Origin of the sequence: Kribbella sp. NPDC005582, assembly GCF_040605415.1 — a bacterium.
GTDB lineage: Bacteria > Actinomycetota > Actinomycetes > Propionibacteriales > Kribbellaceae > Kribbella.
This window is the reverse complement of sequence record NZ_JBEXCU010000003.1, coordinates 1,103,732-1,119,169: the sequence shown is the minus strand read 5'-3', so window position 1 is coordinate 1,119,169 and position 15,438 is coordinate 1,103,732. Positions and strand designations below refer to the sequence as shown.

The following is a 15,438-nucleotide window of genomic DNA, read 5'->3' as shown; positions in this document are numbered from 1 at the left end:
CGAGATGGCTGACACAGACCAGCAGGTCGCGATCGTGGGATGCGGCATCATCGGCCGCGCCCACGCGGACACCATCGCGGCACGACCGGATGCGACCGTCACGGCGCTCGTCGACAACGACGCCGACGCTCGCAGTGCGCTGGCGGCCCGGCTGAAAGAGGCCGGGCACCCGGAGCCGCAGGTGTACGACGACCTCGCCGGAGCGCTCGCCGGGTCCGACGTGACGCTGGTCGCGATCTGTACGCCGAGCGGTACGCACGCCGCCCTGGCCGAGCAGGCGCTGGACGCGAAGAAGCACGTGGTGATCGAGAAGCCGCTCGACGTCGACCTGATCCGGGCCCGCCGGCTCGGTGCGGCCGCCGACCGGGCGGCCAACCACGGCGTCGTCGCGTCCGTGATCAGCCAGCACCGCTTCGATGCCGGCAGTGCGCAGGTGAAGCAGGCGATCGACGCCGGCCGGTTCGGTCAGCTCACGTCCGCCGTCGCGACGGTCGCCTGGTGGCGGAGCGACGAGTACTACGCCTCCGCCGGCTGGCGTGGTACGTGGGCGCAGGACGGCGGCGGCGCCCTGATGAACCAGGGCGTCCACACCGTCGACCTGCTGCTGTGGTTCATGGGCCGGCCGGTCAGCATCTACGCTCAGGCGATCCGCGCGGCGCATCAGGCGATCGAGGTCGAGGACACCGTCGTCGCCACGGTCACGTTCGAGAACGGCGCGGTCGGCACCCTGCACGCCACCACCGCGGCCTTCCCGGGCGGCCGGACGCGGCTGTCCGTCCACGGCTCCGAGGGCGGCGCCGAGCTCGAGGACGATCTGCTCGCGCGGTTCAATGCCGACGGCAACAAGGACGACCTGTCGATCGACGCCGGTCCGCCCGGCGGCCACAAGGCGCAGTACGACGACATCCTGGCCGCGATCGCGAAGGGCGAGCAGCCAGGCATCACCGTGCAGCACGCGATCGAGGCGCTGGCGACGGTCAAGGCCGTCTACATCGCCTCGACCCTGCAGCGCCCGGTGAAGTTCGTCGACGTACTGGAAGGCCGGTACGACGACGTAGACGTCTCCCGAGGGATCGGCCTGCCGCCGGCTTAGGCGCCTGGCGGGCGGTTGTTGAGGATGCGCTGGAAGAGGTTGGAATCTTGCCAGCGGCCGCCGATGTAGAGGTAGTCGGGGGCGAAGCCGATCTGGGTGAAGCCAGTGCGTTCGAGTACGGCGTGCGATGCCGCGTTGTGCACGAACACACTGGCCTGCAAGCGGTGCAGCTTCAGCTCGGTGTCGGCCAGTTCGGCGGTGGCGTTCACGGCCAGTGTCATCAGCCCTCGGCCGACCGCCTCGGCGGCGAGCCAGTAGCCGAGGTGTGCGTTGCGGAACGGACCGGCGACGATGTCGCTGAGGGTCACAGCGCCCAGGATGCGGTCGCCGGAGGCGAGCAGTAGTGGCAGCGCCGTGCCTCGGCCGAAGTTCTCCAGCGCCGACCCGAGCCGCTCGCGCTGGCCCTCGGCAGTGAACCAGTTGGCCGGCCGAGCGGGTTCCCAGCGCTGCAGGTGGTCCCAGCTGCGGGTGTACGCGTCGGCCAGCGCGGCAGCGTCTTCCAGAGCCGCAATCCGTAGTTCAACAGAGGGCGTGAGTTGGCGGGGCTTGATCACTTCGGAAGCCTACGAGCCTGACTCGAGCCGCTGACCCGCGGGGTGAACGCGTCGTGGAAGATCGTCGACGCCGCGCCAACGGCAGCCGCGTCGGCCTGCAGCATCGACTCCTCCACGACGACCGGACGGATCTCCCGAGCGACCGGATGCAGGTTCACCGCCCGGCCGATCTCGGTCAGCAGGATCCGCGAGATCTCCGGCGCGTACGCCGGCCCGCCGACCACGACGAGGTCGATGTCGAGCAGATCGACCAGCCCGACCGCACCCTGCCCGATCACCTGAGCGACCCGGGTGACCGCCTTCAGTGCGGCCTCGTCCCCGTCGGCCGCAGCCCGGCACACTGCCTTGTAACGCTTGGCCTCGTCGGTCGCATCCGGATCGGTCTCCACATACCCGTACGACGCCGCGATCACCGGCAGCGAAGCCGTCGGGTTGCACTCCGGAACCATCTCCGGTCCGGTCGAGACGTCCCACTCCCCCATCCGCAGCGCCGCGACCTGGCCAAACTCGCCGGCGTTCGCCGTACCGCCGCGATAGATCGACCCGTTCAGGATCAGCCCGCTCCCGACACCGGTCCCGAGATACAGGTACGCGAAGTCGCGAGCCCGCGCCGATCGGCCGATCCAGCGCTCGCCGATGGCGGCCGCCGTACCGTCCTTCTCGACCAGGACCGGATGGTTCAGCTTCTCCTGCAACAGGTGCCGAATCTTCAGCCCACGCCAGGCCGGCTGCAACGGCAGCGCCAGCAGCGACCCGTCCGCATCGATCGGCCCCGGTACGGCGACGCCGACGCCGAGCATCGACTTCGGGTCGATCTGGCTGATGCTCAGTGCCGCGGTCACGGTCGCCGCGGTCAGGTCGATCAGTTTGTCGGTCGGCAGGTCGTCGGCCAGGTCGACCGTCTCGCGCCGCACGATCGTGCCGTCGAGGTCAACCACCGCCACGGTCAGCAGTTCAGGGTCGAGATGGATCCCGACGGCGTGCGCCGCGTTCGACCGCAGCCGCACCGGCGTCCGCGGCTTGCCGAGCCGCTCGGCGCGTTCCTGGGCCTCTTCGACCAGCAGTCCTTGCTGCAGCAGGATCCTCAGGATGCGCGAGATCGACTGCTGGGTCAGCCCGGTCCGCCGGGAGATCTCGGTCCTGCTGATGATCCCGGCCTGCCGGATCGTCTCGATGATCACAGCCTCGTTGAAGGACCCCAGGTCCAACTGGTTCGCCCCGGAGAATCCGTCGTCCGCCGTCACCATCGTCCACCTCCCCGTCGCATCAGCCGTGATCGTACTGCGAGAACGTCGTACTCACGGCGCTTCGAGCGCACCGTCGATGCGCCGTACCCCGGCCGCCCACTCGTCGTGTCCGGACAACTCCGCCGGATAACGGGCCGCGGCGTCGAGATCGATGTCGATCCCCCAGCCCGGCGTGTCGTTCGGGGTCAGCCAGCCGTCCTCGATCCGGAGCGTGCCCGGGAACACCTCGTGCACGGCGTCGTCGTACAGATGGCCCTCTTGGATGCCGAAGGCAACAGAACTCACGTCGAGCGCGACGTTCGCCGCCGCACCGATCGGCGAGGTGTCACCGGGACCGTGCCACGCCGTCCGTACGCCGCACAGCTCGGCCAGATCAGCGAGTTTGCGAGCCGGCGTGAGCCCGCCGATGTCGGAGACATGTGAGCGAATGAAGTCGACGCCACCGTCACGCACCAGCCGCACGGCATCACCCATAGACGTCGTCAATTCGCCCACCGCCAGCGGCACCGGCGAAGCGGCTCGCACCTCAGGCAGCCGGTCCCAGTGCTCCGGCGGCAGCACATCCTCGAGGAAGAACAGCCCGTACTCCTCCAGCGACCGCGCCAGCAGCACAGCCTCCTTCGGCGTCAGCCGCGAGTGCACGTCGTGCAGCAGTTCGATGTTGTCCGGCAACACGTGCCGCGCCTCGGCGAACAGCTCCGGGGTTGCCCGCAGGTAGTCGCGCGCCGACCAGCCGTTGTGGTACGGCGAGTCCGGATAAAGCGTCGGTACGGCGGGAGCGCCGTACCCGCCACCGCCCGGAGTCGAGATCTGCAACCGGATGTGCCGCTGCCCCTGCGACACCAGCTTCTGCGCGTGGTCGAGCGCCTCCTCGATCGTGCGGCCGCTGGCGTGCAGGTAGGTGTCCGCGGCCGCACGCACCTTGCCGCCGAGCAGCTCGTAGACCGGCATCCCGGCGCGCTTGCCGGCGATGTCCCACAGCGCCTGGTCGATTCCGGAGATCGCGTTGTTCGTCACCGGCCCGCCACGCCAATAACCACTGAAGCCGGCCAGCCGGGTCAGGTCGCCGATGTCACCGGGGTAGCGCCCGATCAGCAGCCGCGCGAGGTGCTCGTCGACGAAGGTCTGCACGGCCTTCCACCGCTGGGTGAACGTCGCGCAGCCGAGCCCGTACAGCCCGGGTTCGGTCGTGTCGATCTTCACCACGACGAGCGGGATGCCCTGGGGCGCGGTGACGATCGCCTTGACCGCGCGGATCCGGATGTCGTCGCGGACCGGCCAAGGTTGGTCGAAATTGGAAGGCATCACGGCTCCGTCGGCAGATGGTCGGGGGTCGGCAAGTCGAGGGTCGGCAGGTCGAGCTCGTGCTGCGCTTGGAAGCCTAGGACCGTGCGCACCGCGGTCAGGTCGATCGGTACCTCGCGGCCGATGAACCGCCGCAGCCGCGGTACTTCGGGGGCGAAGGTGTCCAGCAGGGACTCGGTCGGGTACGGCGCGTTCGTCGTACCGGCGGCGACGAAGAACGTGTGCGCGCCGTGCAGCGGCTTGGTCAGCCCCAACTCGATCGCGTACGCCGCGTCGCGGTTGTCGAGGTAGCTCCAGACCTCGCGCAACCCGCCTTCGGGCTTTTCGCGCATGTGGTCGGCCTGTGTCTGCAGGACGTCGGCCGCGTTCGTGTGTGGGAAGCGGAAGGCGACCACGTCGATCCCCCACCGCCGCCAGGCCATCCGTGCGGTGTTCTCGTCGTTCTGCTTCGACAGCGAGTACGGATCGGCGACATCGGCCGGGATGCGTTCGTCGATCGGGTAGTACGCCGGGTGTACGTCGTGCAGGTTGAACGGCAGCCCGGTCGCGTTGATGCTGCTCGCGATCACCGCCCGCTTGATGCCCAACTCGCCGGCTTGGGCCAGCACGTTGAACGTCGACACGACGTTGATCGAGTACACGTCGTACGGCGTACCGGCCGAGGGGTGAGCCAACGCGGCCAGATGGACGACGAACTCGGCGCCGTCGAGCGCGTCGGCGACATCGGCCTCCGACCGGGTGTCGCCCACGAGCACCCGATCCGCCTTCAGGTCGGGATGCTCGGCGTTCGACAGCGTCGTCACCAGCGCGCCCAGCTCGTTGAGCCGTTGCACGGTGACCAGACCGATGCGGCCGCTGGCGCCGGTCACCAGCACCCGCCGGCCATGCAGTGCAGACGTCATTCCTTGATGCCTCCGGACATACCAACCCCTTTGAGGAACTGCTTCTGGAACACCAAGAACAACACGACCGGGATCAGAACCGCCAGGAACAACGCGCTCATCTGCAGGGAGATCTCGGTGGTCTTGGCCACCCGCGGCAGCGCGACCGAGATCGGCTGCAGCCGCGGGTCCGGCAGCACCAGCAGCGGCCAGAGGTAGTCCTTCCAGGAACCGATCACGGTCAGCAGCGCCACGACTCCGACGATCGGCTTCGACAGCGGCAGGATCAGCGCGGTGAACATCCGCAGATTGCTCGCACCGTCGATCCGAGCCGCCTCGATCAGCTCGCGCGGGATCGAGTCGAAGTACCGCTTCATCACCAGCACGTTGAACGCACCGGCCGCCGACGGCAGCCAGACCGCCCAGAAGGTGTTCTGCAGGCTGATCCCGAGCACCGGCATCTTCAGGATCGTCATGTAGAGCGGCACCAGCGAGATCACGCCGGGCAGGAAGAGCGTGGCCAGGACGGCACCGGTGACGATCGGGCCCCACTTGGGCCGCAGCACGCTCAGGACGAAGGCTCCCGTCGTGCAGACGAACAAGGTGGAGACCATCGAGCCGATCGCGATGAACGCGGTGTTGCCGAGGTAAGCGCCGATCTGGACCCGGTTCCAGGCGTCCGGGATGTTCTTGAGCTGGATCCCCGACGGCCACAGCTGCATCGGGCCGCTGAGGATGTCCTGACTCGTGGAGACGCCGGACTTGAGCAGCCAGAGCAGCGGGCCGACGCCGGCGACCAGCACCCCGATGAAGATCAGCACCTGGATCGCGGGCAGGCCGTAGCGGACCGCCGTACGGCGTCGGTCCTGGGTGGAGATGATTCCGCGCTCATGCGTCATGTGGTGCTCCAGCGGCGGGTGACGAAGTAGTAGGCGACCGACAGCAGGCACAGCACTCCGGCGAGCAGCACGCTGAGCGCGGTCGCGGCGCCGAAGTCGCCGTTGACGAAGGCGTAGCGGTAGATCAGCAGCAGGATCGTCGTGGTGGCGTTGTTCGGGCCGCCGCCGGTGAACAGGAACGGCTCGGTGAAGACCTGGAACGTCCCGATCAGCTGCAGCAGCATCATGATGAAGATGATTCCGCGGATCTGCGGCAGCGTGACGTGCCAGATCCGGCTCCAGATCCCGGCTCCGTCCAGCTCGGCCGCCTCGTACAACTCCGTCCGTACGCCGGTCAGCGCAGCGAGGTAGATGATCGAGGTGGCGCCCGCGCCGGCCCAAGTCGCCTCGAGCACGATCGCGGGCATCGCGAGGCTCTGCGAGTTCAGCCAGGCGAACGGGCCGATCCCGAACCAGCCGAGAATCGAGTTGAAGACGCCCGCGGTGCTCGGGTCGTAGAAGAACGTCCAGAGCAGGATCGCCACCACCGGCGGTACGACGGCCGGCAGGTAGGACAGCACGTTGTAGAGCCAGCCCGTCGTTCGCAGCTCGCTGACGAACACGGCCAGGAACAACGGCACCGGGAATCCGAACAGCAGTGCCAGCGCCGCGAAGTACAGGGTGTTGAGGGCCGCTTGCGGCAGCTGCGGGTCGGTCAGGACGTAGCTGAAGTTCGCCATCCCGACCCACTCCGGGGCGGCGACCAGGTTGTTCTTCTGGAAGCTGAGCACCAGGCCGCGGACGATCGGGCCCCAGGAGAAGTACAGGAAGGTCAGCACCAGCGGTACGGCGAACAGGACGGCGCTGAGCCCGCCGGAGCGGTACCAGGTCGTGAGGGACCTGGCACCGCTGCGGCTCTGCTTCGTTGTCTGAAACATGGGGCTACCGCGCGAGGCGGGCGTCGACCTTCGCCGCGGTCTCGCTCAGCAGCTTGTCGATGTCGGCGTCCTTCTTGGTCAGCACCTGCTGCACGACCGGGTCGAGCAGCGAGTAGACCTCCTGGCCCTTGTTGCTCGGCTCCGGCAGCAGCTTCAGCGACGTGGTCGAGTCGATGTAGCCCTGGAACTGCTTGACCGGCACGTTCACGTACGGCTCGCGCCACTTGTTGTACTGGTCGTACGTCGCCTGGCTCAGCGGGCTGATGCCGGGCCGGCCGACGAAGCCCTTGTCGGCGATCGTGGTCTTGGCGTCGGCGACCGCGACCTTCTCGTCGGTGTACTTGTCGAACTGCTCGAACTTGATCCACTTGAGCGCCGCGACGATCTCGTTCTTGGTCGCCTTCGGGCTGATCATCTTCAGCGAGCCGCCGGTCAGCGTGCCGTGCGGACCGCCGTCCTGCGGCAGCGCCGCGTGCCCGTAGTCGGCCGGCTTCATGCCGAAGTTCTTCACGCTCATGTCGAACGCGTCCGGCGCCTGCATGACCATGCCGATCTTGCCGGCCGCGAAGTCCTGACGGACCTCCTCCTGGTTGTAGAGGAACCGGCTGCCCATCGAGTTGTCGGTCCAGCGCATGTCCTTGAGGAGCTGCAGCCCCTTCTTGGTCGGCGCGTCGTTGAACGTGCTCTTCTTGCCGTCCGGGCTCTGGACCGTGCCGCCCATGCTGTAGGTCATCGTGGTCAGCATCCAGCCGCCGGTGTTGTTCGTGGTCAGCTGCGCGTAGCCGGCCTTGCCGGTCTTGTCGGCGATCTGCTTGGCGTACTGGCGGACCTCGTCCCAGGTCGTCGGCGGCTTGTCCGGGTCCAGCCCGGCCTGCGTGAACAGCGCCCGGTTGTAGGCCAGCCCGACCGAGAAGACGTCGATCGGTACGCCGTAGATCCGGCCCTTGTCGTCCTGGACGATCTTCAGCACGTTCGGGTTCAGGTCCTTGGTCAGGTCGACCAGCTTCAGCTCGTCGGTGATGTCCGGGAGCTGCTTGTTCGGGATCATGTTGGCCGGCTCGGTGAAGCTGATGCTCATCACCGTCGGCAGCGTCCCGCCGGCCACCTGCGCCTGGAACGTCTGCGCCTGCCAGGCGGTCTCGGTCGACTTCACGGTGATGTTCGGGTACTTGGCCGTGAAGTCCTTGATCTTCTGCTCGAACGCCTTGATGTCGTTCGGCTTGTCGGGGGTGGGGCGGTCCCCGATCGTGATCGTGACCGGCGCCTTCTCGTCGATGGCGCCGGTGCTGTCCGCGGGCGTCGATCCGTCGGCGCACGCCACCAGGCCGAGCGCCAGTCCCGCCACGCCCAGTCCGGCGCCCAACCTGTTCACTCTCGTCATGCGGAACTCCTCAGGTTTCCGAATTTCGAGTAAGTTAAACCAAGCGTGTTACTAATTCAAGACCTGCTCGACAACTGGTAGCAGGCCGACCCCGGCAGGCGGCAGGATGAGCGCATGCTGCTCCGACCGGCGACCGCCGCCGACCTCGATTTCCTGGCCGCGATGATGCTGGAGGCCTGCAACTGGAACGGCACGCCGTGGTTCTCGGCTGCGAAGGTTCGGACCGACCCCAAGGTCTGGCAGTACCTCGACGGCTGGATTGCGCCTGGTGATTTCGGGGTGGTGGCCGAGATCGACGGTGTGTCGGCCGGGGCGACGTGGGCGCGGCTGGTGCCGGACGGGTATGGGTACGTGACGGACGACGTACCGGAGTTGACGCTGGGGGTCTCGCCGGCGTTTCGGCGGCGTGGGGTGGCGCGGGCGCTGCTGGCGGCGTTGGCCGACGCGGCGCGGGCGGCGCCGTACGAGCGCCTGTCGCTGAGCGTTGATCCGGGGAACCCGGCGGCTGAGCTGTATCGATCCGCCGGGTTCCGCAAGGTCGGCGTGTCCGGTACGTCGGACACGATGGTGCTGGAGCTTTAGCCGAAGCCTCTGACGCGGAACTGCATCGCGCGGTACGGCCAGCCGGCGTCGGTCTTCCACTGGCTGACCGACAGGTGCAGGTCGCTCAGCGTGGAGCCGGGGATGAGGTAGCCGCCGTACAGCTGGGCGACGTGGTTGTCGTTCTCCTGACCCCAGGCGCCGCCGTAGATGAGGGGCTGGCGGTAGGCGGTGTAGAGGTTGTCGGTCGGGGTGTTCATGATCATGCCGTCGATGCGGTAGTCGCCGGCGTTGAACCAGGTCAGGATCCACTTTCCGCCGAGCGGCCGCAGGCACAGCTCACCGAAGCTGCCGTTCAGGATCGGCGTGGCCGGGTTGCCCCAGGCCCACCTGCCGTCCCGATAACCCCACGGCTCGTAGGCGGCCGGGTTCGCGATCTGGTTGCTGCGGACCCGCTTCAGGATGATCGGTTTGTTGCGCTGGAACCCGGTCGAGTAGACGTAGACGTACCCGTCGTTGCCCTCACCCCAGGTGATGCACTGGAACATCCCGCCGTCGATGTTCGGATCGAACTTCGCGCCGGTGTGGTACCAGTTCGCCCCCGAGTTGTCGCTGCGCCAGATCTCGGTCCACACCACGTTGCCGAGGCCTTTGTTGACCATCACGTGCAGGTACATCGACCCGCCGATCGTGATCACGTCCGACGGCAGCACCGTCGAGAACGTCGGATTGTCGTGCGGGTAGTCCCACAGCTGCTGCGCAGCCGCACCACCCACCGCTCCCGACCACTCCACTCCCCCGGCCAGGTTGGTCGTGTTCGACCACAACGCCACCGGCGACCGCCACCACCCACCCCCGACCCGAGCCTCCTCGAACGTGTCCCCAAAGACAAAGACCATCCGCCCGTCCGGCGCCCGCGCCGGAATCCCCAGGTCGGTCCCCGCCATCCGGAACCGGTCCGTCAACCCAGGCCCGGTCAGATCCTTCACCTTGCTGACCGCGATCGCCTGCGCCCCAGCCCACGCCGTACCAGGCAGGACCGCAGCCCCCACCCCACCCAACAACAATGCTCTCCGAGAAACTGTCATCGACTGACTCCCAACTTCGAGGCGGACGGGAAATCGATTTCTCCCGCCACCCTCCAAGAGCCGCCCACCGAAGTCAAGGCGTACCGAAGAACTGTTAGTAGTCCCGCCGCCAGTCTGCTCCGGCCATGACCCGCGCCTGCGGCGTCAGGGGGGACGGAGCTACTAACAGTCGGTCGGTACAGCTGTGGATAACTGCCGACGTCGCTGGCGGAAAGTCGGCACGATAGTCGGGATGACAGCGGTCAGCGAGGTTCTGGTTCGGCTGGGTGGCACGGCCACCTTCGCCGACCTGGTGGCTGCCACCTCGCGGCGCGCGCTGGCTCGGGCGGTCAGAAGCGGCGACGTCGTCCGGCTGACCCGCGGCGTCTACGGTCATCCGCAGCTCAGCGCTGATCGGTCCACTGCACTGGCCCACGCGGGCGTCCTGTCGCACACCAGCGCGGCGTTGGCCTGGCGGTTGCCGCTCCTGGGCCCGCCACCCAAGCCGCATGTCACGCTGCCCACACACCGCAAGGCTCGGCCCGGCCCCGCGGCCGTTCTCCATTGGGCCGACCTCCCGGCGATCGACCTTCGGCGAGGACTGACTTCGCTGGAGCGAACGGTTGTCGACTGCGCCCGGATCCTTCCGTTCGGAGAAGGTCTTGCGGTGGCCGATGCCGCACTGGCTACCGGCCGATTGACCGCGGAAGAGCTGCGGGCCGCCGCCTTGCGCTCCAGGGGCCGAGGCCGAGCGAACGCCGTCCGGGTCGCGGCCATGGCGGATCCGCGTTCGGAGAGCTTTCTCGAGTCGGTCCTGCGCAGCGTCGCCCTGTAGGCCGGGATCGACGACTTCGAACCACAGGTGGTGGTGATGACGCCGGGAGGTCGGGTCCGCGTCGACCTGGGGAATCGGCGCGTCCGGATCGCGATCGAGGCGGAGGGCTACGAGTTCCATGGTTCCCCGGCCAAGTTCGCCGCCGACTGCCGCCGGTACGACGACCTTGTGAGTGCGGGCTGGCTGGTGCTTCGCTTCACCTACCAGCAAGTTCTCGGCGACCCCGTCTGGGTCGTCTCGAGCATCCGGAGCGCGCTGGCCCAGCGCAGCGCCGTACCGACCGACTGTTAATAGTCGTTGCACTGGACCTCGGTGAGGGCAGCCGCCGGTGGGCGATGCCCGTGCACGCGAGGTACTAACAGTCGGTCCGTACGCCGACCTCAGGCGCGGCCGGTGGCGGTGGGACGGGTGGGGTCGGTGATCCAGTCGGACCAGGAGCCGATGTAGACGGGGGCCTGGATGTCGACCGTGGCCAGGGCCAGGGCGGTGTGGGTGGCGGTTACGCCGGAGCCGCAGTAGGTGGCGAGGGTGGCGTCGGGGGTGACGCCGTGGGCGGTGAAGTAGGTGGTGAGGTCGGCGGCGGGCTTGAAGTGGCCGTCGGGGGTGAGGAGGTCGGCCATGGGGGTGTTGACGGCGCCGGGGATGTGGCCGGCGACCTTGTCCATGGGCTCGACCTCGCCCGCGAAGCGCTCGGGGGCGCGGGCGTCGAGGAGGACGCCGGAGGCGGCGACCTTGGCTGCGCCTTCGGCGTCGACGAGGGGCAGGTGGCCGGGGGTTGCGGTGAAGTCGCTAGAGCTGTCGGCCGGGACGTCGGTGGTCACCTCTCCCCCGGCGGCACGCCAGGCCGCGAGGCCGCCGTCGAGCACGCGGACGTCGGACACACCGAAGTAGCGCAGGATCCACCAGGCACGCGCCGCGGCCAGCGAGTTCGCGGCGTCGTACACGACCACGGACGTCTCCGCCGAAATCCCAGTACGCCGTGCCAGCGCCGTAACCGTGGTTGCGTCCGGCAACGGGTGGCGACCGGGGCCGGGCGGACCGGCGAGTTCCGTCTCGAGGTCGACGAAGTACGCGCCAGGGATGTGACCGGCGTCGTACGCCTCGCGTCCGGGCGGCCCGGCCAGGTTCCAGGTGACGTCAAGGAGAACCGGCTTCAGCGCCTGCAATTCGGCGACGGTGATCAAAGGACTGGTCACGACTGGGCTCCTCCGAACGGTAGGACTTCGGGTGACAGGGTGGCGCGGGCGCGGGCCTGGGTGAGGCGGCGGCGGTGGTGACGGCGGCACAGGACCTCGTAGGCCATTTGGGCCGCGTTGGTCTCGATGTCGCCGACTGCCAACTGCTCGCCTTCGGTCACCATCTCTCCACCGATCGTACGGGCGTTGTGGGTGGCTCGTTCGCCGCACCAGCACAGGGCTTCGACCTGGAGCAGTTCCATCCGGTCGGCGAGCTCGACCAGCCGGGCGGATCCGGGGAACAGGGTCGCGCGGAAGTCGGTCAGGATGCCGAAGCAGAAGACGTCGATCTGCAGTTCGTCGACGAGCCGGGCCAGTTGCTCGATCTGCAGGGCGCTGTAGAACTGCGCCTCGTCACAGACGACGTAGTCGATCCGGCCGCCCTGGGTGAGCTCGTTGACGACGTGGTCCCAGAAGTCGAAGTCCGGCCGGACCTCGATCGCTTCGGCGACCAGGCCGAGCCGCGACGACAGCACCGACTCTCCGGCCCGGTCGTGGCTGGTGAAGATCCTCCCTCGGCGCCCGCGCGCCTTGTGGTTGTGATCCATCTGCAGCGCCAGCGTGGACTTACCGCAGTCCATGGTCCCGGTGAAGTAGAGCAGCTCAGCCACGGGCGATCATCCTGCCAAGTCAACGGGCCGGGCCGCACGCCGGGGGGTGTGTCGGACCAGATGACGACCCCGGCTTGGTTCTGCACCTCGGGACGGTTTGAATGGACCGTGCGCAAAGCCTTGCTGTTGTTCGCCGCGGTCTGTCTCTCGACCGCCTCCGCCGCTCCGGCGGCCGTCGCTGTTCCGGTACGGTCCACTGCCGGGCTCCGTGCGTACTTCGTGATCACCGAACCGGCGAAGACCGTCCAGGCCGCCGCCGCGATCTCGCAGAACGGCGGCACGGTCTACGCGGCGTACGACGCGATCGGCGTCATCGTCGCGCACTCGAGCAACACCGACTTCGCGGCGAAGCTGCGGACCACCGCCGGTGTGCAGAAGGTCGGGGCGACCCGCACCGGCGACCTGCCCGCCGAGGCGGCGAACCCGCCGCTTCCCCCGGCCGGCACCGAGGCGGTCGAGAGCGAGCCCGAGACCGACCGCAGTGACATGACCCAGATCGGCGCGGACCGGGCTTGGACGAAGAACCTCGGCTCCAAGTCGATCACGGTCGGCGTCCTGGACACTGGCGTCGACGACCAGCACAACGACCTGAAGGCGAACTTCGATGCCGCCAAGTCGGCGTCGTGCGCGTACGGCAAGGCCGACACCCGGCCGGGCGCCTGGCGGCCGATCGCCGACCACGGCACCCACGTCGCGGGGACGATCGCCGCGGCCAAGAACGGCGTCGGCATGGTCGGCGTCGCGCCGGGCGTGAAGGTGTCGTCGATCCGGGTCGCGGAGGCCGGCAGCGATCTGTTCTTCCCGGAGAACACCGTCTGCGCGTTCATGTTCGCCGCCGACAAGGGCGTCTCGGTGACCAACAACAGCTACTACGTCGACCCGTGGCTGTTCCTGTGCCCGTCGAACCAGGACCAGGACGCGATCGCCGAGGCGGTGCGCCGCTCGGTCGCCTACTCCGACTCCAAGGGCGTGGTGAACATCGCCGCGGCCGGCAACGAGAACTACGACCTGGCCAACAAGGGCTCCGACGACTCCAGTCCGAACGACACCACTCCGGCTCCGCGCACGGTCACCAACGACTGCCTGAGCCTGCCGACCGAGCTGCCGAACGTCGTCATGGTCTCGTCGGTCGACGCCACCGGCGCGAAGTCACGCTTCTCGAACTTCGGTGAGGGCAAGATCAACATCGCGGCCCCGGGCGAGAACGTCTACTCGACCGTCCCCGGCGGCGGCTACGAAGCAATGAGCGGTACGTCGATGGCCTCGCCGCATGTGGCCGGAGTGGCCGCCTTGCTGCGCAGCGCGAACCCGAAGCTCACGCCTGAGCAGGTTCGCGCCAAGCTCGCTGAGCAGGCCAACGACCTCGCCTGCCCGACCGGCATGTCCGCGAGCTGCAAAGGCACCACGGCCAACAACTCGTACTTCGGTGAAGGTCTCGTCGACGCGGCCGAGGCCGTCGGTGCGGCGGCCGCTCAGCCGAAGGGTGCGATCTCGGTGACGAAGCCGGCCGAGCAGCTCGGCTTCGGCGGTATTCCGGCCGCCCCGCTACTGATCAAGGGCATGGGTGGCTCCGGCGACATCAGCTACTCGGCGACAGGCCTGCCACCGGGCCTGGAGATCAACCCCGAGCGCGGCTGGATCACCGGCGTACTGAGCCCGGGCGCCGGCCGCTACAAAGTCACCGTCTCCGCCCGCGACGGCGAAGCGAAGACAGCCAGCGAGAGCTTCTACTGGAACGTCTGGAGCTTCTAACGCCCCGGATCGACCAGGAGCGGAATCTCCATCTCGTCCCGCGTGAGCGAGCCGTGCAGCCCGATCAGCCCGGCCTCCTGCGCGAACCGGCGGCTCGCCACCACCGACAGTGCGCCGAGCGCAGCGACCACGACGTCACCGATCCGCGGCGCCACGCGATCCTCGACGGCACCGAACCAGCCGCGCGCGATCGCCTCGTCCCGGCTGAGCACCAGCGCCCGATCACCGAGCCGCTCCCGGTACGTCGCCAGTACGTCGTCCTGCGCGCCATCGACGCAGTACAGATGCCGGAAGCGGGACTCGCCACCGATCAGCCGCAACCCGTCGGTGAGCTCAGGCTCGCTGTCGAGGTCGACCCGGTTCTCCGGGGCGACGTCGATCATCCCGTGATCAGCAACCACGACCAGTACGGCGTCGCGCGGCAACGCAGCGCGCACCTGAGACGCGAACGTGTCCGCGGCAACAAGCTCCTTGCGCCACTGCCACGAGTCGCACCCCTGCCCGTGCCCGGTGTAGTCCAGCTGCGAGTCGTAGACGTAGGTCAGCGACGACTGACCCTCCCGACTCGCGAACCGCGTCGCATCCAACCGGTCCTCGACCGTGTCCGCACCCCGATGGAGACTTCCCCGGAACGCCGCCCGGGTCAGCCCGGACTTCTCGAAGCGCGCCTTGCTCACATTGCGCGTCACCACACCGGCCGCCGCGACCCGATCGAAGACCGTGGTGTGCGGCTGCCACTTCCACGGATCGACCGGCGCATCCCACTGCAGTGCGTTCAGCAACGCACCGGTCTCCGGGACGATCGTGGTGTAGCCGATCATGCCGTGCGCACCCGGCGGCAGCCCGGTACCGAGACTGGTCAGGCTGACCGCGGTCGTCGACGGCACTCCGGCCGTCAGATTGCGCCCGGTCGCCAGCAACGACGACAGGTACGGCGCGGAGTCCGCATAACGCTGGAGCAGGTTCCACCCGAGCCCGTCGAACAGCAGAACGGCGTACCGGGCAGCCGGTGGGAGGCCGAGCGTGTTCGTGAAGCCGGGCACCGACAGGGCGCCGGCCACGGACGGCAGGACGTCGGCGAGCGCGCCGCCGCCGTACTCCGGTCTGATCGGGTCGATCAC

16 protein-coding genes are annotated in these 15,438 nt (G+C 68.3%); 5 read left to right on the top strand and 11 right to left on the bottom strand.

Annotation, left to right across the window (positions count from 1 at the left end; all coding sequences use genetic code 11):
• The first annotated feature begins 4 nt into the window (after nucleotides 1-4).
• Nucleotides 5-1,093, top strand: coding sequence for a Gfo/Idh/MocA family oxidoreductase (locus ABZS29_RS22855; protein WP_355464296.1), 1,089 nt, complete (start codon nucleotides 5-7; stop codon nucleotides 1,091-1,093).
• On the opposite strand, the gene ABZS29_RS22850 is transcribed toward ABZS29_RS22855, so the two are convergent.
• From ABZS29_RS22850 to ABZS29_RS22820, 7 genes are read right to left on the bottom strand one after another with little or no spacing between them, the layout of a single operon-like run.
• Complete coding sequence (locus tag ABZS29_RS22850; RefSeq protein ID WP_355464295.1) at nucleotides 1,090-1,647, bottom strand: GNAT family protein; 558 nt, start codon at nucleotides 1,645-1,647, stop codon at nucleotides 1,090-1,092. The two genes, ABZS29_RS22855 and ABZS29_RS22850, sit on opposite strands and share 4 nt — an antisense overlap.
• Nucleotides 1,644-2,894: an ROK family transcriptional regulator gene (locus ABZS29_RS22845; protein ID WP_355464294.1), complete on the bottom strand. Its 1,251-nt coding sequence runs from the start codon at nucleotides 2,892-2,894 to the stop codon at nucleotides 1,644-1,646. Before ABZS29_RS22845 ends, ABZS29_RS22850 begins: the two co-directional genes overlap by 4 nt.
• Nucleotides 2,895-2,945: 51 nt before the next feature.
• Nucleotides 2,946-4,199 carry an enolase C-terminal domain-like protein gene (locus ABZS29_RS22840; protein ID WP_355464293.1) on the bottom strand — a complete coding sequence of 418 codons (1,254 nt, stop codon included), beginning with the start codon at nucleotides 4,197-4,199 and terminating at the stop codon, nucleotides 2,946-2,948.
• Nucleotides 4,199-5,101 (bottom strand): NAD(P)-dependent oxidoreductase, encoded by a 903-nt coding sequence (locus ABZS29_RS22835; RefSeq protein ID WP_355464292.1) that lies wholly within the window; start codon nucleotides 5,099-5,101, stop codon nucleotides 4,199-4,201. The genes ABZS29_RS22840 and ABZS29_RS22835 overlap by 1 nt, the downstream gene beginning before the upstream one ends.
• On the bottom strand, nucleotides 5,098-5,979 hold the full coding sequence (locus tag ABZS29_RS22830; protein ID WP_355464291.1) for a carbohydrate ABC transporter permease: 882 nt from the start codon (nucleotides 5,977-5,979) through the stop codon (nucleotides 5,098-5,100). The genes ABZS29_RS22835 and ABZS29_RS22830 overlap by 4 nt, the downstream gene beginning before the upstream one ends.
• Nucleotides 5,976-6,896, bottom strand: a complete 921-nt coding sequence (locus ABZS29_RS22825) for a sugar ABC transporter permease (protein WP_355464290.1) — start codon at nucleotides 6,894-6,896, stop codon at nucleotides 5,976-5,978. The genes ABZS29_RS22830 and ABZS29_RS22825 overlap by 4 nt, the downstream gene beginning before the upstream one ends.
• Before the next feature lie 4 nt (nucleotides 6,897-6,900).
• Nucleotides 6,901-8,277 (bottom strand): extracellular solute-binding protein, encoded by a 1,377-nt coding sequence (locus tag ABZS29_RS22820; RefSeq protein WP_355464289.1) that lies wholly within the window; start codon nucleotides 8,275-8,277, stop codon nucleotides 6,901-6,903.
• Nucleotides 8,278-8,391: 114 nt separating this feature from the next.
• On the opposite strand from ABZS29_RS22820, the gene ABZS29_RS22815 reads away from it, so the two are divergent.
• Entirely contained in the window at nucleotides 8,392-8,859 is a 468-nt protein-coding gene (locus tag ABZS29_RS22815) for a GNAT family N-acetyltransferase (protein WP_355464288.1), read from the top strand.
• Here the strand turns inward: ABZS29_RS22815 and ABZS29_RS22810 are convergent.
• Nucleotides 8,856-9,905: a DUF4185 domain-containing protein gene (locus tag ABZS29_RS22810; protein WP_355464287.1), complete on the bottom strand. Its 1,050-nt coding sequence runs from the start codon at nucleotides 9,903-9,905 to the stop codon at nucleotides 8,856-8,858. The two genes, ABZS29_RS22815 and ABZS29_RS22810, sit on opposite strands and share 4 nt — an antisense overlap.
• A gap of 232 nt (nucleotides 9,906-10,137) precedes the next feature.
• Between ABZS29_RS22810 and ABZS29_RS22805 the strand changes: the two genes are divergently transcribed.
• Both ABZS29_RS22805 and ABZS29_RS22800 read left to right on the top strand, forming a co-directional pair.
• Nucleotides 10,138-10,719 carry a type IV toxin-antitoxin system AbiEi family antitoxin domain-containing protein gene (locus tag ABZS29_RS22805; protein WP_355464286.1) on the top strand — a complete coding sequence of 194 codons (582 nt, stop codon included), beginning with the start codon at nucleotides 10,138-10,140 and terminating at the stop codon, nucleotides 10,717-10,719.
• 36 nt (nucleotides 10,720-10,755) lie between these two features.
• Entirely contained in the window at nucleotides 10,756-11,010 is a 255-nt protein-coding gene (locus ABZS29_RS22800) for a DUF559 domain-containing protein (protein ID WP_355464285.1), read from the top strand.
• 89 nt (nucleotides 11,011-11,099) lie between these two features.
• Here ABZS29_RS22800 and ABZS29_RS22795 read toward each other — a convergent pair whose 3' ends face one another.
• Nucleotides 11,100-11,915, bottom strand: a complete 816-nt coding sequence (locus ABZS29_RS22795; protein WP_355464284.1) for a sulfurtransferase — start codon at nucleotides 11,913-11,915, stop codon at nucleotides 11,100-11,102.
• Nucleotides 11,912-12,565, bottom strand: a complete 654-nt coding sequence (locus ABZS29_RS22790) for a thymidine kinase (protein ID WP_355464283.1) — start codon at nucleotides 12,563-12,565, stop codon at nucleotides 11,912-11,914. Before ABZS29_RS22790 ends, ABZS29_RS22795 begins: the two co-directional genes overlap by 4 nt.
• A gap of 60 nt (nucleotides 12,566-12,625) precedes the next feature.
• On the opposite strand from ABZS29_RS22790, the gene ABZS29_RS22785 reads away from it, so the two are divergent.
• Nucleotides 12,626-14,317 (top strand): S8 family serine peptidase, encoded by a 1,692-nt coding sequence (locus ABZS29_RS22785; RefSeq protein ID WP_355464282.1) that lies wholly within the window; start codon nucleotides 12,626-12,628, stop codon nucleotides 14,315-14,317.
• On the opposite strand, the gene ABZS29_RS22780 is transcribed toward ABZS29_RS22785, so the two are convergent.
• The gene (locus tag ABZS29_RS22780) at nucleotides 14,314-15,438 is read right to left on the bottom strand and encodes a nucleotide pyrophosphatase/phosphodiesterase family protein (RefSeq protein WP_355464281.1); all 1,125 of its coding nucleotides are present in this window, start codon (nucleotides 15,436-15,438) and stop codon (nucleotides 14,314-14,316) included. The genes ABZS29_RS22785 and ABZS29_RS22780 overlap by 4 nt on opposite strands.